At 59.3% G+C, this 24,993-nt stretch carries 15 protein-coding genes; 4 read left to right on the top strand and 11 right to left on the bottom strand.

The genetic code is table 11. From position 1 onward, the window contains the following. The 6 genes from HKN37_00125 to HKN37_00100 all read right to left on the bottom strand — a co-directional run. The coding region (locus HKN37_00125; protein NNE45043.1) for a hypothetical protein at positions 1 to 2,201 on the bottom strand (2,201 nt) is incomplete at its 3' end. Continuing rightward, complete coding sequence (locus tag HKN37_00120) at positions 2,201 to 3,046, bottom strand: RnfABCDGE type electron transport complex subunit B (GenBank protein ID NNE45042.1); 846 nt, start codon at positions 3,044 to 3,046, stop codon at positions 2,201 to 2,203. The genes HKN37_00120 and HKN37_00125, both read right to left, overlap by 1 nt. 5 nt (positions 3,047 to 3,051) lie before the next feature. Beyond that, positions 3,052 to 6,789, bottom strand: a complete 3,738-nt coding sequence (locus HKN37_00115) for a hypothetical protein (GenBank protein ID NNE45041.1) — start codon at positions 6,787 to 6,789, stop codon at positions 3,052 to 3,054. Then, positions 6,743 to 7,768, bottom strand: coding sequence for a 2-oxoglutarate oxidoreductase (locus HKN37_00110; GenBank protein NNE45040.1), 1,026 nt, complete (start codon positions 7,766 to 7,768; stop codon positions 6,743 to 6,745). The genes HKN37_00115 and HKN37_00110 overlap by 47 nt, the downstream gene beginning before the upstream one ends. 13 nt (positions 7,769 to 7,781) lie before the next feature. Then, complete coding sequence (locus HKN37_00105) at positions 7,782 to 9,731, bottom strand: 2-oxoacid:acceptor oxidoreductase subunit alpha (GenBank protein ID NNE45039.1); 1,950 nt, start codon at positions 9,729 to 9,731, stop codon at positions 7,782 to 7,784. 141 nt (positions 9,732 to 9,872) lie between these two features. Continuing rightward, positions 9,873 to 10,511 (bottom strand): hypothetical protein, encoded by a 639-nt coding sequence (locus HKN37_00100; protein NNE45038.1) that lies wholly within the window; start codon positions 10,509 to 10,511, stop codon positions 9,873 to 9,875. A gap of 253 nt (positions 10,512 to 10,764) precedes the next feature. On the opposite strand from HKN37_00100, the gene HKN37_00095 reads away from it, so the two are divergent. Beyond that, positions 10,765 to 13,080 carry a carbohydrate binding family 9 domain-containing protein gene (locus tag HKN37_00095; GenBank protein NNE45037.1) on the top strand — a complete coding sequence of 772 codons (2,316 nt, stop codon included), beginning with the start codon at positions 10,765 to 10,767 and terminating at the stop codon, positions 13,078 to 13,080. Positions 13,081 to 13,090: 10 nt separating this feature from the next. On the opposite strand, the gene HKN37_00090 is transcribed toward HKN37_00095, so the two are convergent. Further along, positions 13,091 to 13,777 (bottom strand): hypothetical protein, encoded by a 687-nt coding sequence (locus HKN37_00090; protein ID NNE45036.1) that lies wholly within the window; start codon positions 13,775 to 13,777, stop codon positions 13,091 to 13,093. A 277-nt stretch (positions 13,778 to 14,054) separates the two neighbouring features. Between HKN37_00090 and HKN37_00085 the strand changes: the two genes are divergently transcribed. Beyond that, positions 14,055 to 14,489, top strand: a complete 435-nt coding sequence (locus HKN37_00085) for a hypothetical protein (GenBank protein NNE45035.1) — start codon at positions 14,055 to 14,057, stop codon at positions 14,487 to 14,489. Positions 14,490 to 14,508: 19 nt separating this feature from the next. Beyond that, entirely contained in the window at positions 14,509 to 15,084 is a 576-nt protein-coding gene (locus tag HKN37_00080; protein ID NNE45034.1) for a hypothetical protein, read from the top strand. Between the two features lie 51 nt (positions 15,085 to 15,135). Here HKN37_00080 and xylB read toward each other — a convergent pair whose 3' ends face one another. The 4 genes from xylB to HKN37_00060 form a co-directional block, all read right to left on the bottom strand. Then, positions 15,136 to 16,623, bottom strand: coding sequence for a xylulokinase (gene xylB, locus HKN37_00075; GenBank protein NNE45033.1), 1,488 nt, complete (start codon positions 16,621 to 16,623; stop codon positions 15,136 to 15,138). Positions 16,624 to 16,833: 210 nt separating this feature from the next. Next, positions 16,834 to 18,012, bottom strand: a complete 1,179-nt coding sequence (locus HKN37_00070) for a TIM barrel protein (protein ID NNE45032.1) — start codon at positions 18,010 to 18,012, stop codon at positions 16,834 to 16,836. A 363-nt stretch (positions 18,013 to 18,375) separates the two neighbouring features. After that, positions 18,376 to 20,079, bottom strand: a complete 1,704-nt coding sequence (locus HKN37_00065; protein NNE45031.1) for an NAD-dependent malic enzyme — start codon at positions 20,077 to 20,079, stop codon at positions 18,376 to 18,378. 159 nt (positions 20,080 to 20,238) lie between these two features. Next, positions 20,239 to 23,826: a T9SS type A sorting domain-containing protein gene (locus tag HKN37_00060; protein ID NNE45030.1), complete on the bottom strand. Its 3,588-nt coding sequence runs from the start codon at positions 23,824 to 23,826 to the stop codon at positions 20,239 to 20,241. A 401-nt stretch (positions 23,827 to 24,227) separates the two neighbouring features. Between HKN37_00060 and HKN37_00055 the strand changes: the two genes are divergently transcribed. After that, a partial coding sequence (locus HKN37_00055) for a hypothetical protein (GenBank protein NNE45029.1) occupies positions 24,228 to 24,993 on the top strand: 766 nt, incomplete at its 3' end.

Raw genomic sequence — 24,993 nt, 5'->3', positions numbered from 1 at the left:
CGTGCCGGAACAAGGCCGGTGGCGATATACGGATCGGAGAGGGCCTTGTCGGTCTGGCCCGTCTCGTAAAGGTGTCCGACGGTATTCCAGAAGCGACCTGCATCGTACACCGATTCGGTGTGGACCGGTACCTCGCGAACGGTCCACGGCGCCGGCAGCTCTGTGGCCGCGATGCCGGCGTCGGCTGCCGGCTCAATCTCAATCACGGAGACGGTTTTGAAACCTCGCTCGAAGGCCTGCAAGAATGTATCGAGCAGATGGTCTCCGACCGGCAACTGCTGCTTGAGGCTGACACCATAGGCCGTCACCAGCGCACCGGGTTCGGTCTGCGACAGCGGTGGGTAGGAGGCGACGGCTGCACCCGCGAGTGCATGTGCCGCCAGCTGACGCTGGATCCACCGGTCCGTCGAGAGCGAGGTGGCGATGGCCTCAACATCAACGTGTTTGATGAGAAGGTGTTTGTTGTGGATCGACCGGGTTGTTCGCTGGGGCAGTGTCTTCCAGATCTCGTGCGCCTCCGCCGGGGCAGCCACGATGAGCACGCCGTCTTGCTGGAGGGAGGCCAGCACCCGATCGTCGGCCAGTGCATGGAGCTCTGTCACGGCCACGAGTTCGGAAACAGTGCCCGGCGGCGGTGGTTTCTCTTCACCGAACGAGTGTCGGACCTGCCATCCGGACGGCTCGAATCTGTGTTCACCCACGGCCTGTGTAGATCGGCACCCAACACTCCATCCGTGAACGTCAAAGATAACCGTGCTCAAGGCCGCCGCGATCATGTCGAGATTCTGATCCGCGCTTGCATGCATAGATAGAGCGGATCCGGAGCGTTCGTTCCTCGACTTTCCCCTCGTGCCCGCCAGCCCCAGTCGTCCGATACCCGAGTACGCGCTCTCGAGGAGCTGACTCAGGCGCTCAAGCGTGGGCAGTCGCGTCTCCGGGCTCTCAAAGTGCACGCCCACGTGGAACGCTCTGACGTTTGCGGCGGCGGGCAGCATGTTGGCCACGAGCGCGGCCAGATCTTCCACTCCCACATTGTCGCTCGCTGTGGTGATTCCCGAGTACAATTCCGGTCGGTCCGTGGAAACCGCAAACCGCGGATACTCCGCGTGTGGAAGAGTGCCTTCGTCGTACAGGCCGTTCTCGTTGGCTCGATCAAGTGACGCACGAATCTCGGCGGCAATTGGAGGATTCTGGGCAAACGCGCGATGCACGCTTTCGAGCACGGTGACCCTTTTCTTGCCCTGCAGCAGTTTGCACAGTTCGGCGCCGGGGAACGGTCGGAACATGTGAATCACGACCAGCCCGACCTTGCGGCCTTGCGCTCGCTCCTGGTCGACCACCCACCGAAGGGACTCGCACACCGCTCCGATGGCGACGACCACGTACTGTGCATCATTCACCCGGTATCCGGACACCGGTTGATAGCGCCTTCCGGTGAGGCGAGCGAACTCGTCGAAGGCATCGTCCGCAATCGACGGAACATGGTCGAAGAAGTATACACCCTGGCCGGCGAGTGCTCTTGAACCGGCGGTGCGATCGAGGCGTGCACCCATGCCGATCGGGCGGTCGACGTCAAGCAGCCGGGGTACGCGTCGTCTCGTGTCGCCGAACAGGATCTTCTGCGAAGGCGTCGGTGAGGTCAATATGTCGTCGGGGCTTCCAAGGAAGTCGGCCCCAAGGCCCGACTCGACCAGTCGGGCCGTCATGACTTCGTTTGATTCACCAAACACGTCGTTGCTGCAGATACCCGGCAAGAGGGAATGCTCTGCAATGCGGTGGGCTATCAAACCGAAGTCCACTACTTCCTGCAGGTTGGTCGCAAACAGTAGGAAACAGCCACTGTCTCGCATCGCGAAGAAAGCGTCGTGTCCTCCGCTCGGCGTACAAACGTGGTGTATGGTGAACGGAACGTGATTGCCGGCGGACTGTGAGACGGCAGACTGGACCTGTGCGAATTCGGTGCCTTTGAGGAAACCGGTCGAGCGCATCCCGGCGGATGATTGTCCGATCAGTTTACCGATCGCTGCGGCGGGCGCAAGATTGCCGACTGCCCGGCTATCTGCTTTCACGCGCAACGTCGACAGGACCGAGGAGCCGGCCTGCAGCTCAGCAGACTGAAGGGCCTCGGACGCAGGAACGGCCGAACGAACACCCGGCCATGGAGCGGTGTCTGCCTTCTTCTTCTTGCCGGGAATCAACATTACGCAGTCGGGCTTTTGGTCTTCGTCGTACTGAGTTCCGCGAACTGCTGGCCCGGTATCCACTTGATAGCTCCGGTGGGGCAGCGCAGCGTGGCGATCGGCGTCAGCAGTCCGATGTTTTCATCGTTGATTACGGGGAGGTTGTGTTCCATCGAAATCAATCCGACGGGTGCGTCGGCAGCGCAAATCCCGCAGCCGGTGCAGGCGACTTTACACTGCGCGAGCGCCGCCTCGCCTTCCAGTATGGACTTGCACTGCACGACGAGACAGTGACTCACGGGCTCTATCACGAAAAGATCTTTCGGGCACGCGCGAACGCAGTCGCCGCAGGCTGTACAAAGCTCCAGGTCAACTACCGGCAAGCCATTGTCAGCCATAGTGATAGCATCGAACGTGCACGATACCTCGCAGTCGGCCAGTCCGAGGCAGCCGAACGTACATCCCTTGAACCCGCCGCCGATCGTGGCCGCAGCACGACACGACGAAAAGCCCTCGTACTCGCCAACCTGCAGTGCAACATCTCGGCCACCGGCGCAGAGAAGGCGCGCCACTTTCTTCTCTGCCGTACCGGCGTCGATCCCCAGGAAGTTGGCAACGAAACGTGCCGAATCCGGTCCGCCAACCGGGCAATCCGACGGTTGGATGTCGCCCTCGACTACTTTCTCGGCGAACGCGCGACAGCCCGGCAGTCCGCACGCCCCGCAGTTTGCTCCGGGAAGCATGTCGGTGACGGTATCGATCCGCGGATCCTCATACACCCAGAGCTTTCGATGGGCGACTGCGAGAACGATCGCCAGCAATACGCTCAGCCCGGCCAGAAATCCGACAGCGATCAGAGCGTCCATGGACTCTACTGGAAGGGTTGTGCGCGCCGGATAAGATCCTCAAGTCCCGGCTCGTCGGGATTACGAGGCTTTCCTGGGTGAATGATTCTCACGGGGCACTTCTCCGCTGCAAGCACAAGTTCGCGGAATGATCCGGCTGATGCATCCTTGATGTACGCCTGCTTGTTACCATCGTACGCATACATCCGCGAATTCATGTTTGTACACTCGTTGCAGGACGTGCACCGTGGCGTCTCGATGTACGGCTCGTCAAGGGTGATTGCTTCCTCCTCTTCCTCTTCCACCACGGCGGCCGGTTCTGCCTCAACGACCTCGGCCGCCTCTTCGATCACATCTGTCGGGTCCGATGGCATTACCTGAGGCGCGGCTGCCGATGCCTGGAGAGCGTCGCCCGTCGGACGTAGACCGAGCAAGCCTGCCGCGATGTTTGCCACAATTTCCCGGGCCAGCGTCCCGGTCGCTTTGTCTAATTCCGTTCGGACTTTCTCCTCGGCTTCGGCAATGGAATTCTGTCGCTCCTCGTCTAACGTGGCGCGCTCCGCCTCGATCAGACGCTCTGCATGTGAGCTCTTAACGCCTCCCAGCTCCTGCAGCGTTTTCCACTTCCTCAGCGCCGCCCGTGCCGCATCGGTCACCGGGTACGTGACGATGACTCTCTGCATCCGACCCCGCTCATCAGCCATCCAGATGTAGGGTATTCGGTTGGCCGATGAAGCCTCGTCGATGTCGATGAAATCTTCGACGGGAATCATTTCCGGCTGCCACTGGGCGCCCGGGATCATGCGAAAGTGGTCGGTATGCCTCGGATCGAGTGCCAGGAAGTCAGCGAAAGTGAATGCCGTTGAAAGCGTGTTCCGGCTCGATTGCGGAGAGGAGTAGGTAATTTCGCTACGGCTCCAGGGTTGGTCTGCGGCTGGATTTGCGGCGATGTTGAATCGGTCTGCCCAATCTGTCGGGGCGGGATCGAACGTGAAAATCGGGAACGCCCTCGCCTCCAGTGCAACGGCCGATGCAAGGTACCGGTCCTTGTCGTGAAGTGTCGTCGACAGATCCTGGCAGATTGAGTACAGCGCCGGGCCGTGGTACCGGGTGCCCGACATGGCACTGTCGATGAAGGCTGTTAACTCCGAGGCCGGGGACTGCGTTACATGGGCCCGCCCGAGACCTACTGCCTGCATGGCAATATCTGCGGCGACCGAAAGCGAGGAGGCTTTCTCTGACGCGGTTCGTATCCCGCTCGGAATGTCGTCTATCGACACGAGAATCTTTATCGGAAGATCGGAGCCCAGGAGCTCCATCAGCGCACCACGCGCGGTGCGGGACAGGGTTGACGACGGACCAAGATCGACGATGTATGGCGGACACACGGAACGCTCCTCGTCAGTGAGATGCATAACACCAAACTGATCGAAGACCGAATCGTGAAACTCTTCCCTGTAGCTGCCCGATGATTCGAGCAGAGCAATTCTAATGGCCCGGATCAAGGCGGCCAGCGTCCTGAGATTTTCATGCGAGCGTGCGACCGCCTGGGTGAGCCCCTCTGTTCCCGACAAGGTCCCATTCTGTCGGGCGCGAGCGAGTTTGATCGGCAGCGCCCGGAGATCGTCAGACACCGACTCCAGCCTTGTGCGCTGGCTCGTGGACATCCGCTCGGCGACGTTGGATTCTTCGACCAGTTTCGAGAGCGCTTCGAAGTCCAGCGCGTCCGCATAGCCCTTGCCAACCGATGCACGCAGATGTTCTGGATCGCGGCCTTCTTCGGATCCACCAAAGTCGGCTCTGAGAAATTCCTCCATCATGACTGCGAGGCCTTCCGCGTCTTCCTTGATCGGAGCAAACATCGTTTCCCACTCGCGATCGACCGTGCGCTTCAGAATCTGAATCATCGTCGCGCGTCCGAGGTCGTGCAGGCGTCCGTCCGGCGCAAGCGATCTCAATTCCTTCAATTGCTTTCGCTGGGCGTCGCTCGCGTCATCGTCAGAAACGGTAGCGAGGATTCGGTTCTCCGCCCGGTTCCACAGTTCGGAAAGGAGTGCTTCCGGGTCCTGACTGAACTCCGCAAGAACGGCGACCTCCAACTTTCGAACGAGTGACTCACGCTCGCCCTGTGAGCCGGCGCTTTCGTCCCCGAGCAGGCCATCCATGATGATTGCCAGTGGCAGTTCGGGACCCGAATGATCGACCGGGATCAGCACGGGATACGGGCCACGGACGGATGGCGAGGAAACATAATCGTAAAGCTGTGCAGGTACGAGCCCGGCATCGTCAAGCCTGACTCCGACGTCGCGCCCGGTGTGATGGAATGCGAGCAGCTGACGTCTCACTTCGTCGGATGCGACGGATGCCTCTTCTCGTTCCATGTGAAGACCGGCCGATCCGGAATAGAAATCCGGACCATCCTCAAAGTCGTGCCAGGGGACTTCGAGAAATGCTGCATCCGTAACCGTATCCGCATCATGCGGCGACTCGCCGTTTGAACTCGCAGAGCCGTCACCCGAAATGGTGGGGCTGTCCGGCAATGTGCCGGCGCGGACAGCGATCAGCAGGGACGCGGCAATCTCCTCAAATCCGATTCCGGGTGCTGATTCCAGACGCTGCGTCGGCGTAGCGAACAGCCGCAGTCGCAAATCCCGAACCGTCTGTCTCGAGGATTCGCCGAGCGAGTACCAGAGATCTTCAGGATCGCTAGACTGTGATTCGAAAAGTGCCAGGCCACCGGGACGGATTCCCGCGAACAGGTGCTCAAGTTCTCGCCGAGCGGCACCGGGACACAACAGCACATCTGCAGCCAGGCTCGTCTCCGAAGCCGATCCGAGGAAGATATCAAACGATCGATCCCTTGGATCGCCGACGACCCGGGCGCAAGCACCGTCAATAGTCGAGATCTCCGCAATGCGACGCGCAATTCGATAGCCGCGGGTCGAGACGAGGAGGGCCCTTACTTCATTGTCGCCGGCGTGATGATCGACATCCGAGTCATCTCGTGCTTCCAGCGTGTACGATCTGCCCGTGGCGGACTCGAATGCCGCAATCGCTTTTGAGAGGAGCGCCGGAGCGTCGTGAATGAGCTGGACTGCGTCCAGCTCTGCCGGGCGTGTCTCGGGGACACGTCGGCGGCGAGTTCCAAACGCCGTTTTCTGGTACGCGTTCGGACTGTCGATTTCGTCAGACGGTGTGCCGAGCAGATGGCTCAGCAGCGCAGCGTCAGGGATGTTAATCGTGTCAAACCGAGCGATGCCGTCCTCGATGGCGAGCCGAACCGTAACAGGGCAGAGGGAGAGTTCAGCAGCCATGTGCGCAATGATGCCCAGGTCAACGGCTTGCTGCGGAGAACGCGCGATGAACTCGAGCTCCGCGATCGATGCGTCGCCATCATGATGGTCGACCACATAGCTGACGAACGGTCCCAGGTCGGGAGCTGCGCCGGTAGCGACTCCGGCTCCCATCACTGCGACGCGCAGGCCATCCGCAGCGAGTACTCGCGCTTCGTTCAGGGCGGCGGAATGGTCGGTCGCGGTGACGGGCGGGATCGGGATTCCGACATTGCGCCCCGGCGTGTCGAAGACAATCTCGCTCCAGAGCGCGGTTGCAGTTTCGGCTACCGGTTCACTGGCGATAAACGCATCGCAGCACCTGGATACCATCTTAATGATGGCACCTAGTTGATCTGCTGCCTGTGTGTTGGGATCAGCGGTGTCAGCTGCCGCTCTCACCGTTTGCGCTGTGTGAAGCGTCTTGCTCAAGGTTCTGGCCGTTTCGACTGCCTACGTGGACGGCAAACTTGTCCAACTCAAGATTGATAGCCTCTCTTCTGGCCTCGACCGAGAACGCCTTTCGAGGTCGACGAGAATCCTCATAACACTCGACTCGATCGTTCCGATACAGAATCCCGATGGGCTCCGCTTCCGACATAGCAGCAACTTCACGAGCTCTGTTGATGTCGGACGGGTCGTGATCCACTCGCTTTTGATAGACCTTCGTAAGGTTTTCTGGCACCTGGAGGCCGTTCTCATGTTCGAGCAGCAGACACCTGTTCGGGTCCGTCATGAATCCGTCGAAGAAGCCAGGCATGAAGTGCGGACACCGCTGTGCGATTCGCACAAACGACAATCCTCTGTGATGAAACGCCTGTTGAATGATCTGGTAAAGCAGGTCCGGGATCCATTCGACGGCGTTGGCGACAAACGAAACGTTACCGACACCGAGCGTCGTGCTCAGAATGTTGAGAGGTTCGGTGTATGAGCCGTGCGGTGTCGTATTCGTCTTCAGGCCTTTGGGTGACGTTGGCGAGGCCTGCTTCTTCGTCATCCCGTAAATCTGGTTGTCGTGAACGAGAACGACGAGATTCATATTGTACCGGATCGCATGGATCCAGTGGGCGGTGCCGATGCTGCAGCAGTCGCCGTCTCCCATGTTCACGAAGACATTCAGGTCCGGTCGTCGGATCTTGACGCCTTCGGCGATCGGAAGTGCGCGCCCGTGGAGTCCGTGGAATCCGTACGTGCCCATGTGGTGCGGGAAGCGACTGGAGCAGCCGATGCCCGAGACGAACACGGTCTTCTCCGGTGGCAGTTGTTCGTCACGACAGAGACGCTGCACGGCGGTAAGTATGGCGTTGTCGCCACAGCCCGGACACCAGCGCGGGACGGCGCTCTGATAGTCCGAAAGGTTGTACTGCGGCTCGTCGATCTCGATCGAGCTCAAGGTGTTCAGGCCAAACATCGGCAGTGGGTCCCTATTGGGCCTCGACTAGTTGGCGGAGCATAGCTTCGATGCGACCGGGCTGCAGCGGTTCGCCGTGTACGTTCGACCAGGAGTCTACGTCAACGAGATACCGTGCCCTGAGGAGGAACGCAAGATTGGAATATCTGCGATTGTCGCTATCTATCAGTTCGTCTTCAAGGCTGTCGGAGTAGTTGATTTCGACAGCAATCACCTTCTTGAACCGTTTCAGGATCTCACCGATGCCGGAGGCCATCGGTTGCAAGAACTTGATGTGGAGCGATGACACGCTGGCACCGTCCTTTCGGAGGCGCGATACTGCCTCGTGGATTGCACCTTGAGTACTGCCCCAGCCAACAACCAGCACGTCACCTTCCTCGTCGCCGAATGTCTCAGGCGTCTTCAAGGTCTTCTGGAAGGCCGCCAGCTTCAGGCTTCTGCTTCGGGCGCCTTCCTGATTGGCGCCACGGTTGTACGCGACCTTGCCCATGCGATTGTGGGCCAGTCCGGTCAGCGTGAACATGCCGCCGGGTTGACCAGGAATAATCCGGCGCGAAAGTCCGGTCGTCTCATCCCAGTCATACGGAGGCGTACCCTCGGGCAATGCGCTCTGGTCGATCGGAGGTGCGAGCCAGTCCCGGCTGAACTCAGGTCTCGGGAAGGGTTGCTGGCCAGTGGCCAGGTTCGCGTCTGATAGGACCAGAACCGGCATTCGGAACGTTTCTGCAATCTTTCGGGCGGTCAGGATTGAATAGAAACAATCCTCAATCGTAGCAGGAGCCATCACGACTTTCGGGGCGTCGCCGTGCGTGCTGAATAATGCGGCGAGCAGGTCTCCCTGTTCGACCTTTGTCGGCAGTCCCGTGCTCGGTCCGCCGCGTTGGACGTTTACGACTACCAGCGGAATCTCGGCCATTACGGCGAGCCCTAGCAATTCGGTCTTGAGCGCTATGCCCGGACCGGATGTAATGGTAACGGCACATTTGCCGGCGTATGACGCGCCGATCGCGAAGCCGCAGGCGGCGATCTCATCTTCAGCCTGATGTACTACGCCGCCCACATTTTCAAAGATCTCACTCAGGTGGTGAGACGCCGACGTAGCCGGGGTTATTGGATACATCGCACACACATCCATCCCGGAGGCCATGATGCCAAGCGCGATTGCGACATTGCCGTTGGATACGATCTGCGGTCCCAGGATCTTGGCTGAAGGGATTCGAAACTGGAAATCCAGATTCTCCTGTCCCCATTCATATCCTGCTTCCAGCAGCGCTACGTTGTTGTCGACGATCTTCTTTCCCTTCCGGCCAAATACAAATCGAATCTGTTCTCGACCGAGCTCGAGTTCACGGTCGTACAGGTAAGACAGCATGCCGAGAACGAACATGTTCTTACCGCGCATCGGGTTGTCCACATGCTGCAGTGTCACCACTTCCATGGGGACCTCGTAGACGCGGAGGCCTTCCTTGATCATCCGGTCGTACACCTGGACGTAGGAGGCAGCGATCTCGGGGTCTGCGTGCTCTCGCCACTTGTCCTCGATCAGGACGATGCATCCCGGCTTCAACGCACCGGACTCAAGACGGCCTGTAAGGACCATCTCGTTGAACGCCACGACAACATCTGCAGCGTCGCCGGAGTTCGTGATCGGGGAGGAGCCAACCCGAATTCGGATACCGCTCGCTCCAGCTGCATTACGCGGAGGCGGTTGAATTTCGGCCGGAATAATCTCCACCGTCCAGATGCCATTGCCCATTTTCGCAGAGATCGTGCCGAAGGCCTGGCCGGCCTTCTGCGCACCTTCTCCCGCGTCACTGACAATCTCGACGACGTGTTGGTCGAGAGTGATTATTTCCTTCGCAGCGCGGCCATCGGCAGGTTTGCCCGCGGCTGAATTCCTCGAAGGGGAGTCGGATCGGACAGCACCTATTTGTTCGGAGCTATCGGTGGTGGATGGCGACATCTCGTAGGATCATTGGCGGGGAAAAACCGGACCTGGCGCAACTAGTCCGCTCGAACACCACAATATCGGGAGAGTTCAGTCTTCAAACAATTATGACGAATCCCCCACAGCGCGTAGGGAATTCCTTTACACATGTGTTTGTTACCCGGTACTCGATGTCGGCTTGAGTGTGACCGGACCTGACGCCGGTCGGGCATCCGGCGAGTAAAACCAGCCGGATACTCGTTCGGGCATGATGAGTCCATCGAATGTCATGATCACGTCGCCGTGTCCGGTGTCCCGCAGTCGCAGCGAAAGGCGACCTCCTCGACGCGCACCGAAGACTTTGACGAAAACCTGAAACCTGTCGGCGTGCACGCTGCAGTCGGCAGGATCGACCCAGTAGCTTCCGGACCCCGTAACCTGTCCGCCCGTGTTCGTGAGGTTAAGACTCACGCTCATCGGAGACCAACATGCCTCATCGGCTTCGCCTGCAGCGTAAGCGTCAAAGCTGCCGGTCCAGGAGCCGAGCGATGTAGACTCGGCACTGCCTTCGAGTGCCACGGACGGGGCGTCCTCCAGCCCGAAGAATACGTGGTCGCTGTCTGCCTGGTCCGCCGACGCGCTGTCGTGCGAGATCGTCTGGTTGGCCGGAGAGATCCACCCGCGCACGAGCGAATACTCCGATGGAACGGCCAGGTCGACAGCGATCAGCAACAACACCGGAAGGCAGATGTACCGTCCAATGTTTGTCAGCACTCTTTGCGTTGCTGAACGGGATGATTCCGTAGTGCTTTTCATGGGTGATCCTTGACTGGAAGACGGATCCGGGGATCGAGGTGGGAGGCCCCAATCACGTCTGTTTAGTATCGGGCAAACGCGGATTCGCTTTAGGCAGGCCTCAAGGGAGGTCCATGGGGCCATTCAGACGCGGAAATGCCCTCGGATTGTGCAACCGAAGCGTGGCCGTCCCGTAGCGAGGATTCCGCTCCATTTTCATTTGCCGGATGGCGATCACATCAATCGGTCGCTCTCCAGTAGTCCCCGATCAATCATGAACGCGACCGCTCTCGGCCGGGATCAAAGCCATCTCACGGCCTTCGTCATCTGCCTCGTGCTGCTCAGTTTCCCGGTGGGCGATTCAACAGGCCAGACCATGATGCCTCCAGGTAGAGAGCAGCAGTCTGCAGAGTTCGCCCCCAACATCAAGCCGACTCTGGCTTTGACGAAAACGGATGGCCCAATCGTGATTGATGGCGATCTAGACGATCCCGGCTGGGCAAATGCAGCACGCGCTGTGAACTTCGCCCAGAACTACCCCGGAGACCAGACAAAGCCTCCCATCGATATCGAGGCCTGGACCACCTACGACGATGAAAGCATCTACTTCGCATTCATCATTCGGGACGACCCCGGCGCCGTGCGCGCCAACCTGAGCGATCGCGATCGAATATTTCAGGACGACTATGTGGGTGTCATAATGGATACGTACGGCGATAATGCGTGGGCGTATTTCATCGCGGCTAATCCGCTCGGCATCCAGGGCGATACGAGAATTGTCAACAATGGCCCGGAGGATGATACGTTCAACATTGTGTACTCGTCAGACGGACGAGTGACCGAGACGGGCTACCAGGTCGAGATGGCGGTTCCCTTTCGAAGTCTCCGATTCCCCGATCGAGACGTGCAAGACTGGAACATGACATTCTGGATTACGCATCCTCGTCAGAGTCGTGGCCAGTACACATGGGCCGCCATCAATCGGGATGATCCGTGCTGGTTTTGTCAGTTCGGGACCTTGACAGGAATTCGCGGTGTGTCGGGTGGTGGCGGCCTGGAACTGCTGCCGGCTGTCACCGGCTCACAGGCCGGGGCTCTTCGATCGTCAGGCGACCCCTCGGATGGCATTGATAACGGAAAGCTCAGCGCTGACCCATCACTCGGCATCAAGTACGCCGTCTCAGCAAATTTGACGGCCGATGTGGCTGTTAACCCGGATTTCAGTCAGATTGAAGCCGACGCGGCCCAGATCGACGTGAACACCACGTTTGCGCTGTTCTTTCAGGAGCGACGGCCGTTCTTCCAGGAGGGGAGTGACCTGTTCCAGACATGGGTACCGACGGTCTACACACGCTCCATCAACAATCCGATCGCGTCGGGCAAAGTGACGGCTCGGTATGGGCGGACGAGCGTCGGCTACATCGGAGGCGTGGACCGGGATTCTCCGCTGATCCTGCCGTTTGAGGAGCAAAGCGATTTTGTTCAGGCGGGGCGCAGCGTGAGCAATATCATCAGAGCGAGGCGATCGTTTGGATCGAGTTCGCATGTGGGAGCGCTTATCACGGACCGGCGGCTTACGGACGATAACGGCTCGGGTACGACGGTCAGTCTTGACTCACGCCTGCGGTTGTCGAACAACTACTCCGTCGAACTCCAGTTCGTGGGGAGCCATACCGCGGAACCGAACAGCGCGGAGTTGTCGGAATCGGTGAGCGACATTACGTTCGACTCCGGCAAACACACAGCCCGGCTCGACGGCGAGTCATTTAGCGGGTTTGCATCACAGGTCAGTTTTGAGCGGAGCGCACGACACTGGAATGTTGATCTGGATTATGCGGCAACGAGCCCGACCTTCCGCGCCGACAACGGCTTCATTACGCAGAATAACCTCCATCGGACGACGCTCTGGACGGGTTACACGTTCTATTTCGATGGGATCGTCGAACGCATCATGCCGGCGATCGTCACAGGGTACTGGTGGAATTTCGACGGGGTTCGGAAAGACAAATTCTTGTGGCTGCAAGGTAACATCAATCTCAAGGCTCAAACCCACGTTGGCATCCGGTGGCTGGTTCGGAGTGACGAGCGATTCCGGGGAGAGGATTTCCAGGGATTACGTCGACTAAGCGTCAATGTGAACTCGAATTTCTCCGATCCCGTAAAACTCGGTGCGTTCATGAATGTGGGGCGGAGCATTGCACGGAATCTTGAGACTCCGGTGATGGGTCGATCCCTCGATCTCGAATTCTGGGGGACGATCAAGCCGATCTCGCGACTCGTGCTCGAGCCGTCATTGACCTATGCATCGCTGGACGAAGAGGCAAGCGGGGAGGAGGTGTTCAGCGGCTTTATAGTTCGTACTCGGGTCAACCTTCAGTTTACGAGACGATTATTCGTGCGACTCGTCACGCAATACAACGACTTCAGCGAACGATTCGAACTGGATCCTCTTGTCACGTACAAGATCAATCCTTTCACCGCGTTCTACGTCGGCTCGACGCATGACTACGACTCGTTTGGCGACCCCTACGGCGTGCGCCTGAGTGAGCGGCAGTTCTTCTTTAAGTTCCAGTACCTCGTGCGCGTGTAGCGCGGAACGGTCACGACTCGGGATCGAGAAGCGTTAGAATCGTCGTACCTGATGCCGGCGCACCGTTAGGCAGGGAAAACGTGCCTACAATGTTCTCGCCAGCTATCACGCCGTTGAACAGGAGAGTCGTTTTTTGGCTGGCGTCGTCCACGATGGCGAGGCTCACCTGGTCACCATGGCGCTCACCGCTCGCGCTGAAGAACGCAACGACCGGTTTCTCGTGACTGCTGCACACGGATGGGTCCACCACGTAGCTCCCAGGTCCGGAGATCTCCGTTCCATTTTCACTGAGTCGAAGGTTGACCTCATATGCAGACCAGCAGGAATTATCGACGTCGCCTTCCAGAATCGATGCGAAATGTCCTGACCAGCCGCCGCCGAGGTCGGCAAGGCCCGAATTTGCGGCGCTCAATCGGTTGACAGTTTCTTCCACCCCAAACCACATATGGTCGGAATCAGCGGATTCTCCTGACAGATCATAGGCCGGTAGCCCATCGTGGAGATTGTCGAGCGAGACAATCTCGAGTTGAGGCGAGTTGTTATTGTTCTGGCCGATGGCTGAACGCAGCACCGACACGTTCGGGTCGACCGAAAGGTCGAACACGAAGAAAACAAAAACTGCGGGCCATGCCATCTTCGCAGCGGACAGAATTCTGGTCCACTTGCCGCGTCCTTCGGGAGCCGTCTGATTTGTCATTTCGAGTACCTTGGCGCATGAGAGAAGGGTGTCGCGCGCAATTGCGCGGACTCGCACCTTCATCGTATCGGCGAGGAATGTCACTCTTTATAGCGCTCGGACTCTGATTTCTGGCATAAGATTGAGCGTTTGGCGAAACGGAGAAGCTCACCAGCCGGCGTATCAGCCCGATCGTGGGTGATGGCAGGGCTTTCGCAGGGGGGTCGAAAGGCCGATACTCCTCCCAGGGGTGCCCTCACATCTCAAGGACCATCCACAGCTTGGAGCGCCGCGATTAATGGGTCAGCAGCAGCTACTTCTTCTCGTACTGGGAATCGTAATCGTCGGTATGGCCGTCGTGATAGGTCTACAGGCGTTTTCCGAGAACAGCAAGAAGACCAACATGGACGCGTTGGTCGACGACGCAATCGACATTGCCACATCAGCGCAGGCATGGATGTTGAAGTCGAGTGTGTACGGCGGAGGAAACAACAGCTGCGCCACGACGTGCGATTGGAGTGGAGCGACACTGGAGCTTCTGGGATTCTCGACGACATCGTCGGGCGCCTATTCCAACCTTAATGGTCAGGCCACGGTCGACGGATCAAGCAGTCCAAGCCAATTCGTAATCGTAGCCACAAATGCGTCGTATGGAAATCAGGTTACTGTCACCGTCGTGGGTACGGACCCGGGTGACATTTCGTCTTCTATCGATCCCGACTTCTCGTCGTAGTTCGCGGATGTCGGCGGCTGTGGCCGCAGCTATTTTGACGTTGTCAGTAGCTAATCCCTCGCGTGCAGACAGTGATGGTTACTACTGCGTAGGATCTGACTATCTCGCTTACCAACTCCGGGCCGGTCTTTCGACGGGATCAGTCAGCGGACACGTACTTAGAGTGGTACGCTTCGGGTCGGACGGGATCCAGTTTGCCGGCGAAGTTGTGCTCGAGGACTTCCAGCCGCACAAGATGGTATGTGGCGACAAGCAGGTTCACATCGGCGGCTGGTCCACGCGTCCTGTTGAGTATGTGGTCGATATCTCGACGCCATCAGGCCCCAGCATAGCGCACGTGGTGTCTGATCCTCAGCGAGCGTCGCAGCGCACGTCCCTCAAGAACCTTGGTGGGTGGGCCAGGAGCGGCAGCGAAGTCCTGCCTTCGACGGACCGGTCTCACGTTTTTCAGCTCGTCGTTCACGAGTCGGAGGAACGCTTGGGTGGTGAGATCCTGCATCACAAGCGTTCGGAGCTCCTCATGATCGACGCGGACGGGCAGGTTGTGCAGCGATTGGCACTCTTCGAGGGTCACATCGTCGAGACCATCGACTGACGCAAGTCCGGGCGGGATGGCGTTGGCGGCATTTCCGCTCGTGTTGCCTGACTAGCTCGGCTGATAGAAGGGCCGGAGAATCGGGTACAGCTGCTGGAAACGGGCCTGTGACTCCTGATAGACAGAAACGGCCGTTGCGTCCGGCGTCACCGACTCGGTAGTGTGTATGGTTTGCTCGCACGCGTCTACCACAGAAACCCAGGCTCCGGTAGCCACGCCTGCCAGGAGCGCGGCGCCGTAGGCTGCTCCTTCTTCGGTTTGCACCGAAACGAGCTCGACGTTCATCACGTCGGCCAGTATCTGCTTCCACAGCCGGCCTCGGGCGCCACCGCCCGAAACCCGGACCTGGCTCGGCTTCTGCACTCCCACGCGACTTAGCAGTAAGAGATTGTCCTGCAGTCCGTAGGCGACACCTTCGAGGACTGATCGAGTCAGGTGGGCTCTGTCGTGCTGAAGCGTCAGGCCAACAAACGCGCCCCTGAGGTTTGGATCCGCGTGAGGAGTCCGTTCGCCCGAGAGGTACGGCATGAAGAAGAGTTCGTCAGACGCCGGCGGTACGCTTTCCGCTTCTGCGAGTAGCTGGTCGTAGTCGGCGTCGCCTCCGAGTGCATCTCGATACCAGCGCAGGCTTCCGGCCGCGGAAAGCATGACACCCATCACATGCCAGGTGTCTGGCAGTGCGTGGGGAAACGCATGAACTCGGCCTTCCGTGTCGACAGTCGGCGCATCGCAGGAGGTGAATACCACGCCCGAGGTGCCCAGCGTCAACGCCACGACCCCGGGCTCTACAGCACCGACCCCTACGGCCTGCGCAGCCTGATCGCCGCCGCCCGCCACGACGGGCGTGCCGGCCGCGAGACCAGTCGCTTCGGCTGCGTCCCTCGAAATCGCTCCGGTGATGTCGGGACCCTCATGCGTACGAGGTAGCCAGTCGAGTGGTATGTCGAGTGCCTCCAGGATCTCCGGGGACCAGTCGCGACTTGCGAGATCCAACAACAGCGTTCCTCCGGCGCCGGCCCGGTCGGTCGCATACTGTCCCGTCAATCTGTAGCGGACATAGTCTTTCGGTAGCAGGACCTGAGCGATCTTCGCGTACACGTCGGGTTCGTGATCCCGAACCCACATGAGTTTCGGCGCCGTGAACCCTGCAAATGCATCATTGCCGGTGGCGGCGATAAGGCGTTCCGCACCAATACGTTCGCGTATTTGCGAACACTGGGCACCTGCACGCTGGTCGTTCCACAAAACTGCTGGCCGCAGCACTTCACCACGATCGTCGAGCAGAACCAGCCCGTGCATCTGCCCGGTCAGTCCAACGGCCTTTATTTCGTCCCCCGCAACCGAGGCCGCGATCATAGCACCCCGGATGCTTTCGACAGCGGCCGTCCACCAGTCGGATGGGTCTTGCTCGCTCCAGAGAGCATGCGGAGTTGACAGTCCGTACGCCACCGAATGAGTGGCTGCGACGGCACCCGAATCATCGATCAACAGGGCCTTTGTCGCCGTTGTCGATACGTCTATGCCAAGGAAATATGCCATTTCGGTGATCGTCCTCCACTGGATCCGCTCGTTACCTGACTCATCTGAGTTGTCCTTTGCCGCGTCAAACCCCCGGCTTCGATCAACTTCGCTGCCATTCGACGCCGTGCCCTCTTCTCACGGACCCGGTCGAAAGGGCTTCATCTTCAACTGACCCCTCGCTCAGCGATCATTGTCGCCCGGTGCACGAATCAGAAAAAGGAGGCGCTTCTAGCTGATGGTATTGCCAGCCGTCGGATGACTTGCGAGTGCTTCCTCGATGGGCGGCAGGCTGGTCGTCTTTGGCGCCCGTGCCCGGATCAGATACGCCTCCAGCCACCCGCGGTGCTTGTGCGGGTTCTCGGCAGCGTCAATGATGCGCTCGTGATCCAGGCCGTTGATCCTGTCATTGGCAGATCGCAACGCATCCATCGAATTCTTGAGCGCGACATCGACCGGCATGCGCTCCGGGTTCACGTCGATCCCGAAGTAGCCCGAATAGCCATGCATCTTGCACGTGTAGAGGCCTGCCTCAAGTTGTTCGGGGGCTATCACGCCGACATTCAGATCCTGGTCGTAGTTACCCAGGGGCTGAGCGTTGCAGTGAATGTGCGCCAGGCGACCTTCCGACAGAGGCCAGCTCAATGCATAGGGGAGATCCTCAAAGCCCATGAGCACGTGGCCGATTTCAGGATTCATACAGAAGAGCTTGTGATCATCATCGAGCAGGCGCCGATTCTCCTCGTTGGTAAGCATCGATTCTACCTGGTGCCCGAGCATAACCCCTTCGGGTGTAAGACCATAGATGATGCGACCACGCGGCTCGTACGGTTTTGGTTCGAATGCAATCCGAACACCCGGTGACGCATCCATGGCTTCCGCAAGTCCTTCGGCGAACCTGCGACGCATGGCTGCAAGATCGATTCCAAATGGATTCTCATAGCCATCGATGCCAGGCCAGACGACAGAGAAGTCGGCGTCCACCTCTTTGGCGAGGGCGAGAGATCGGGCAGTGCGATCAATGGCCGCGCGCCTGGCCGACTCGATCGGACTCGATAGAGATCCAAATTCGAACCGGGGATCGTAGAACAATAGCGGTATGACGGTCAGCAGGCGAATCCCGGTGTCGCGCTCGAATGCCTGCCACAGATGCAGGTTGTCTTCGTTGACTTCGTTGGGGTAGTGCGCCTCCAGGGCGCTGAGGCCGTACTCTTTCAGACTGGCGGCGATCTCAAATCGCTGTTCAAGCTCTATATCAGGCTTGTACTTGTCATGGAAACGGCTGTCGAATGGGGAGAAGAACCAGATCCCGGCTGAAAACCTGAGATCGAGTTCGAATGAATTGAGGTGACGAACCAGTTCGTCCTGGGTTCGAACAGCCGACTGGCTGCGAAGGTCAACAAAAGGCATTGGGACAGCGACCGATTAGGTGTTTGCGGAGTTCTTTCGTGGCGTAGATCATCGCGGCGCCCACGGTGCTCGATCGGAGAGCGATCGAGCACGGTCCACGAAAGGCTGCAAGAGCGCATGCGCTGCGTGCGAGGTTCCGTAATTCGCTGGCGCTACGGTGCTGCGTAAAATAGAGAAGGCCCGGGTTCCACCAAACCCGGACCTTCAAGTTCTAGAATCGGTTTCCCAGGCCGAATCTAGTCCACCAAGTCAGAAGTGCGTGACTAGAAGTGCACTCCTTAAGAGACGGACAGTTATCCGGTTTTCAGGATCTCCTGATTTCTTTAATGATTGTCGGGTCGGAACGGGTCGGTTTCAGACGATCTACGCATATCGTTGGTACTTCGGCTCGAACATGTGACCCCGAATGTCCGTCTCGACATCTGTTGGTCGGGCCTTTCCGGCCAGTCCTGCGTCGTATGCCAGTGAGGCCACGGCCGTCGCAATCTTCGCCGAGACGTCCCGAATCCTGGTTAAAGACGGGTAGACGCGGCCCATGGCAAGATCCCTTGGTGACACCTCATTCGCCAGCGCTTTCGCCGCAACGAAGAACATCTCGTCCGTGATGATGCGTGTCTCGGAAGCTATGGCTCCGAGTCCGACACCGGGGAAGATGTACGCATTGTTGGCCTGGCCCGGCACGAATACCTGGCCATGGATATCCACCGAATCAAACGGACTTCCGCTGGCGAAAACCGCTCGCCCCTGGGTCCATTCGTAGGCTTGCCGTGCCGTGCACTCCGACTTTGACGTCGGGTTCGACAGGGCGAATACGATGGGCCGTTGGTTAATCTCGGTCATCAAACGCAGGATATTCTCCCCGAACGTGCGCGGCGTTCCGGAGACACCGATCAGCGCGGACGGTTTGAGGGTGCGCACCGCCGTTTCGAAATTGTCGATGAGTTCGTGGGCGTGGGCGTAGGGCACCTTGTGGTCTGCGAGATTCGTCCGGCTCTTCACGACGAGGCCTTTTGAATCGAAGAACCAGCACCGCGCTCGAGCCTCTTCATCTGAAAGACCTTTCTCCTTCAGCGCTGCACAGATCAAGTCCGCAATTCCGATACCTGCTTCGCCTGCGCCGAGGAAGAGAAAGCGATGATCGGTCAACGGCTTCTCGATCAAACGTGTCGCGGCCAACAGACCTGCCAGCGTCACCGAACCGGTTCCCTGGATGTCATCATCGAAGAGGCAATAGTCGTTTCGATACCTGTCAAGAAGCCGAAACGCATTGTGGTTAGCGAAGTCTTCCAGCTGCACGACGGCATGAGGAAAACGCCGATGAACGGTGGTGATAAACTCCTCTACGATCTCGTCGAATGCGGCGCCGGTCAAACGTTTCTGCCGCAGGCCGATGTAGAGAGGGTCTCGCTGGAGGCTCTCGTTGTTTGTGCCCACATCCAGCGTTACAGGAAGTGCCTTCGTCGGATGGATCCCGGCACATGCGGTGTACAGAATCAGCTTCCCGATGGGTATTCCCATTCCGGCGGCGCCAAGATCGCCCAGCCCCAGAATGCGTTCGCCATCGGTAACCACGATAATCCTGACATCCTCGTGCGGCCAGTTGTTAAGGATCGCATCCATGTGGCCCCTGTCGTTCCCTGAGATGTAGATGCCACGAGGTCTCCTGAAGATGTGTCCAAACTTCTCGCACGCGAGACCCACGGTCGGCGTATACACGATGGGCATCAACTCACGGAGATGATTGGTGATCACGCGATAGAAGAGCGTTTCGTTGCGGTCCTGCAGCGATACGAGGTAGATGTAGCGACTCAGGTCCGAAGATTTTGCCGCGAGTTGTTCCATGACGCGCCGGACCTGCTGCTCCTGGGTGTGTACGCGGGGCGGTAGCAACCCTCGCAGGTTCAACGCGATCCGTTCTGCCTCTGTGAACGCCGTCCCCTTGTTGCGAACCGGGTCGTGAAGAAGTTTGACGCCGCGCGGGAAGTCGGGGGGTACGGAGGCGATGACCTCGGCCTGTTCCTTTTCGAGAGTTTCCACGGATACCTGCCGTTGGGTGAGGATAACCATGTCATGGTATCCCGTAACAGCGTCCCGTCCTGACAGCGATTCTCCCGTCACCGTGTCGGGATGCACCCGCCGAAAATGACGGACAAGCCTGACGACCGAGGCGTCGACCGGCGGCTTTGTTCGATCAGTTCCCTATGCGAATCGCTGGCGCGGCGCAGCCTAGCGGACTCGCACCACGGGAATCGACCTGATTTCTCCGTTGGCACCGGTCATCTGCACCACATAGAGGCCGGCAGGAACTCCGCGAGCGTCCCAGGCCACTGAGTGATAGCCGGCCGACTTTGTCGCATCCGTGACGGTCGCCACTTGACGACCGAGCGTGTCGAATACCCGAATCATTATTCGGCCCGCAGCCGGTACGCCATAGCTGATGGTTGTCGAGGTTCGGAAGGGATTGGGGAACGGTACGCCGAGCCTGTATTCTTCGGGGACGAGACTCCGGGCCTCGGTGCCGACTAGCACGCTGTTTGCCCTGCCGGGTGTGCCTCCGCGAACGGTCGACGCCCGCCAATTCGACGCCAGGCGGTTGTCTGCGCGAGGATTCACAAGTTCCAGTGTCGAGCCCGCCCCATCGGGTTCAGCGGGCCACGGTGGCAGGTCGGAGAAGGTGAGCGAATCAACGGGAAATCCTGCGTCGTCGTGGAGGGAGACCGACTCGCCGCCGTTGCTCAAACCGAATGTCCATCCGCCGATCATCGGGCTGACGTCCGTATACACGGCGGAGAAAGTCGCCGGGTTGCGAACGATGACCAGGAACCCGCCGGGTTCAATAAGGCTGCCGGCCGGCACACTGAACGTGTTGCCCGCACCGTCTGAGAACGTCCACCCGGTGAGATCGACCGATTGGGTTTCCTCGCTGGCGAGTTCGATCCAGTCGTCCGAATCCATGTCGGCCGGAGCATTGTACTGGATTTCATTGATCTGGATCTGATACTCCTGCGGTACGGCGGCCTCGAAGCTGGCGAGAAGAGAAACGGGTCGTAGTGGATTCGCGGAAATCGTCCGGTCCTGGCTCTCGACAGTACCCGACCAGCCCGCAAAACGATATCCCGGGAGCGGTATGGCGGTAACTGCAACGGGTATCGTCGGATAGTACAGGCCCGTCCAGGGAAATTCGTCGACGGGCAATCGGTTCACGACTACGGAGCCTCCGCCCGTCGCGTCCACGGTGAACGAAACGCGGCTCGCAAGGCCGAAGAACGATCGCAGGTGTCCCTCTGCCGCGGCCGAGCGATTTCTGCCGTAGAAGCGCATGTTGTCGACGTCAGCGCGCCAGCCCGCATACGTTCTGCCCCATCGCGCAACATGGTCGGGTATCTCGGCATCGATTACGCCCTGAAGCGAGTCCAGCACCGTTAGCATGGAACCCTCGAGGAAGTAGTCGTTCAGAAAATCGGCGTACCGCGTGACGAACTCGATGCGGAATGCCGAATTCTCCAGGAGCCTTCTGAACAAGAACGTTGACCACGGAGGATTGGGCCAGGTTGGTCCGTTCGCTTCGGTCGCGAAAGCCAGGGTGTTGTGCTGATAGTTGGCGGGGTTCCAGCGGCCGAATCCGAAGTCAAGATCGAACAGGATCCACCGCCATCGTCCGTCGGGCGTTCGGGGTCTCCACAGCTTCACATTGTTGCCGGGCCAATCGGTATTCCCAACGAATATCTGTGTGATGTGGTAGTCGATGAAGTTATCTATGTCGATTAACGTTCGAACGGTCTCGAACGATGCGGCGCTGCGCATGTCCGCGGAGCCAACGAACGCGAGCATTTGCTCGAAGTGCTCCGTGTCGCCGCCGACAACGCCCGGACTACTCGACGGATAGTCTTCGTTGAGCTCCAGCAAGTCTACCTGGTCGGCGTCGATGTTACCGAGTGCCGCGGCATAGTGCTCGTTGATCTTCTCCCGGATGTTGTGGATTCCCCAGTACTCCCCATTCAGGTACACGACCGAAGGCCGGTACGCCATTCGATCGATGTCAGCTCCCGCCACCAGCGCCTGCATGAAGCCGTCGCGAAGCAGTGTCGCGTCCCAGTCATTCCCGGAATTGCGCAGCAGGAATGACTGATAAGACGAATACGGGCGATCTGGAAACAGGGCGTATGCGAAGTCGCGGTTCCCGTACCGGGCCCTCGCGAAGAGTCCGAGCGACTTCTGTGGAAACGCTCGCGACCAGCCGCCAACAATGGTGACGCCCGTGCCGGCGCTGAGTCCGGTGGCGCCACCAGGTTCGAAGATCTCGATATGGGCTTCTATTTCACGGTCTTCCCAGAAGTTGGCGCAGAAGTGGGGAAAGTTCGGGCACGATGCCTGATCGTCGGGAGGGAAAGCATAGATGCCGGTGGTTCCGTCCCACAGCAGCCGTGGGTCGGTTGAGATCGAGACCACGGGCAACGCTGCGTTTTCGGACAGGATGTACGTGTGTGTAACGACCTCCGAGGGCAGAAAACCGGCACCGACGGTTCGTGCTCGAACGACTTCCGTCTGGTTGATCGATATTGGTGCGCCGTATGGAACGCTCTGCAGTCCGGGTGTCGCCCCGTTGGTCGTGTAGAAGATCTCGAGCCCCGGTGCAGCTGTGAGTGTCAGGATCAGCGGGCCTGCGTGGCGTCCGCCGAGGTGACTGAATATCGGAGGTTCCGCGATCGACTGATACGCGGTCGTCGAATTCGGCTGGCCGGGCGTCGGCGCGTTGAAGAAATACCATGGACCGGTGCCGTCCGGTTGACGACCGAGGGAAACGTCGGGGCGGGCGGGACCGAAGCGGACAGAGTCAACGAGCTGGCCGTCGGGGTTCGTGAGGTACAGGGCCTCACCGCGCGAGCTGAGTCTGAAGTTGGTGTGCAATTCCCGTTCGAAGTCGCCTTCGATTTCGGCGGCGGGTGGACGAGGCGTGCCGGTCGTGGAGGCGAGGCCCAGCGTCAGATACGGGATGCACGTAAGGTCGGATGAGCCCGATGACGAATTGTGAACCTGTACCGAGAGGATGTTTTCGCCGGCCCTGATTGCAGTGGCGATTCCGCTGACTCGATACCGCTCCGGTGGCAGACCGTTGACACTTCGCGGTTCGATGAAGGTCGTGGCGGGCTGCGTATTCGATGGCCGGATGCCCGCCTGGCCCAGGTTCGATCGCGCGATCTCAATTCCGTTCAGGTACGCGACAAAGCCGTCGTCGTAATCCATGTGGAACAGGGCGAGTTCCACGGCGGACGGATTGATCACGTCAAACCGAATTCTGGCGTAGAGCGAAAGCGTCGACGGGATTACGGTTGCATCGTCGCCGTCACCATAACCGATTCCTGAAGGTCCCTCAAGCCAGCCCGCATCTTCGAAACCCGGATCGGTCCACTCGGGCGGCGGTTCGACTACACCCGGTTGATATCGCCAGACATCGCCCTTCGTGACAACTGCTTCCCAGGCTCCGCCGTAGCCGGCGGTGTCCTTGCCGGACGCATAGATCAATTGAAACTCACCCGGCAGCAGCGGCAGGTCCGGCACGATCCACTTATCCAGGCCGGCGGCGTCGTCCGAGAGCCGGAACCCCTGAAGGTTGACGGCCTCAGGTGTGCCGTTGAAAAGCTCAAACCAGTCTGACAGATCGCCGTCCGAGTCCGACAGCGTCGACGAGTTCACAGGCATGAGCTCGTTAATGCTCACCTGGGCTCTGGCGACCGGTACCAGGGTGACGATGGCTCCGAGCACGATCGTCAGCCCCCAGTTCTTCAACTTCGCTTCCGCGTTCATAGCGCTCATGTCGGTGGGAAGATGACCGGTTGTTCAACTGGTAAAACGTCGAAAATGCTCACCCTCGCCGTGCACTGCTGGCTTTGAAGATTGCTTTTTTCTGCTTTCAAAAATGGGTTTTTGAAGAGTCCGCATTCATTGTGGACCTCGGACCGGGAGCTCCGTATCCACTCATGATAGCCAAATGCTGCTTTTGCATGATCTCGCACCCCTGCTCAAGGCCCGCCCTCGTTCCGGGATTGGCGAGACGGTGGCTCTAAACGGTTTAGTCAGCGTGCTTTTCGCCGATTTCTCACAGAGGGTCGCTCGGGTTCCGGCGTCCACGCGCAATACCCGCGGCTGAGCCCCAGAATTAGTTGAATCGCCACGAACGCCGATTCCCGGGCGGGGCCCAGGAGTGGGCACCACGCATGGCTGTCGAAAACGTCACCATTACTCAGTCGTCCAAAGAACTGGCGCAGCTCGCGGCGGACCAACAGGATCCTACGGTTGCGAGAAGATTGGTCTGTCTTCGGCTGTACAGGGTCCTTTCCGTGAAAGGGGAGGCCGATCCCGTTCCTCAGGTGGCGTCAGCGCTCCGTCTTAGCGAAGCTGCGGTGCGCCGGTGGCTCGCCGTCTATCGCGATAATGGGCTCGAATACCTCCTTAGCCACGGTCGTGACGAAGTAACGCCCAGAGAGCAGACTCCGATCTCGAAGCCGGAGCTGGAGGCGGCAGCCGCGGAGGCACCGTCCTCGTTGGAATCGCGAATTGATCTGGACAGGATCCTCGGCTCCGTTTCAGACTCAGAGGATGCACTGAGAGCGTGGAGAGGTAGGAATCAGTTCATGTCCCGACTGAAGGATGATTGGCCAGCCAGGAGGGATCTCGGGATTGGCGCGAGCCGGTCCGAATCGGACCGCCCACCATTGAAACGACGGGTGGCCGAATCCGAATCAGCGTCAAGGATACGCCCACCATCCGATGCAGTCGCAGAGGCGGCCGAGGCGCCGGGCGTCGAGGCAGGCTCTCGCCGATTGGACGCAAGCGGCGACGTGATGGGTAGCGGCGTCGAGCATCTTCAGCACGCCGGCGGCGGTGAGCTGTCGAGCACAATTGCCGTACAAGATCGGAAGTTGCAGCCGCAGTCAAAAATCCAGCCTAAGCCGGCACACGAACCGACGTCTCTCCGCGGTG

It is taken from the genome of Rhodothermales bacterium, from assembly GCA_013002345.1.
Taxonomy (GTDB): Bacteria; Bacteroidota; Rhodothermia; order Rhodothermales; family JABDKH01; genus JABDKH01.
This window is presented reverse-complemented; position numbering and strand designations above follow the sequence as displayed.

Excerpts from the sequence above, each read along its gene's own strand:
- HKN37_00120 (NNE45042.1), bottom strand. The coding sequence starts at position 3,046 with ATGGACGCTCTGATCGCTGTCGGATTTCTGGCCGGGCTGAGCGTATTG.
- HKN37_00110 (NNE45040.1), bottom strand. The coding sequence starts at position 7,768 with ATGTTTGGCCTGAACACCTTGAGCTCGATCGAGATCGACGAGCCGCAG.
- HKN37_00105 (NNE45039.1), bottom strand. The coding sequence starts at position 9,731 with ATGTCGCCATCCACCACCGATAGCTCCGAACAAATAGGTGCTGTCCGA.
- HKN37_00100 (NNE45038.1), bottom strand. The coding sequence starts at position 10,511 with ATGAAAAGCACTACGGAATCATCCCGTTCAGCAACGCAAAGAGTGCTG.
- HKN37_00095 (NNE45037.1), top strand. The coding sequence starts at position 10,765 with ATGAACGCGACCGCTCTCGGCCGGGATCAAAGCCATCTCACGGCCTTC.
- HKN37_00090 (NNE45036.1), bottom strand. The coding sequence starts at position 13,777 with ATGACAAATCAGACGGCTCCCGAAGGACGCGGCAAGTGGACCAGAATT.
- HKN37_00085 (NNE45035.1), top strand. The coding sequence starts at position 14,055 with ATGGGTCAGCAGCAGCTACTTCTTCTCGTACTGGGAATCGTAATCGTC.
- xylB (NNE45033.1), bottom strand. The coding sequence starts at position 16,623 with ATGGCATATTTCCTTGGCATAGACGTATCGACAACGGCGACAAAGGCC.
- HKN37_00070 (NNE45032.1), bottom strand. The coding sequence starts at position 18,012 with ATGCCTTTTGTTGACCTTCGCAGCCAGTCGGCTGTTCGAACCCAGGAC.
- HKN37_00065 (NNE45031.1), bottom strand. The coding sequence starts at position 20,079 with ATGGTTATCCTCACCCAACGGCAGGTATCCGTGGAAACTCTCGAAAAG.
- HKN37_00060 (NNE45030.1), bottom strand. The coding sequence starts at position 23,826 with ATGAGCGCTATGAACGCGGAAGCGAAGTTGAAGAACTGGGGGCTGACG.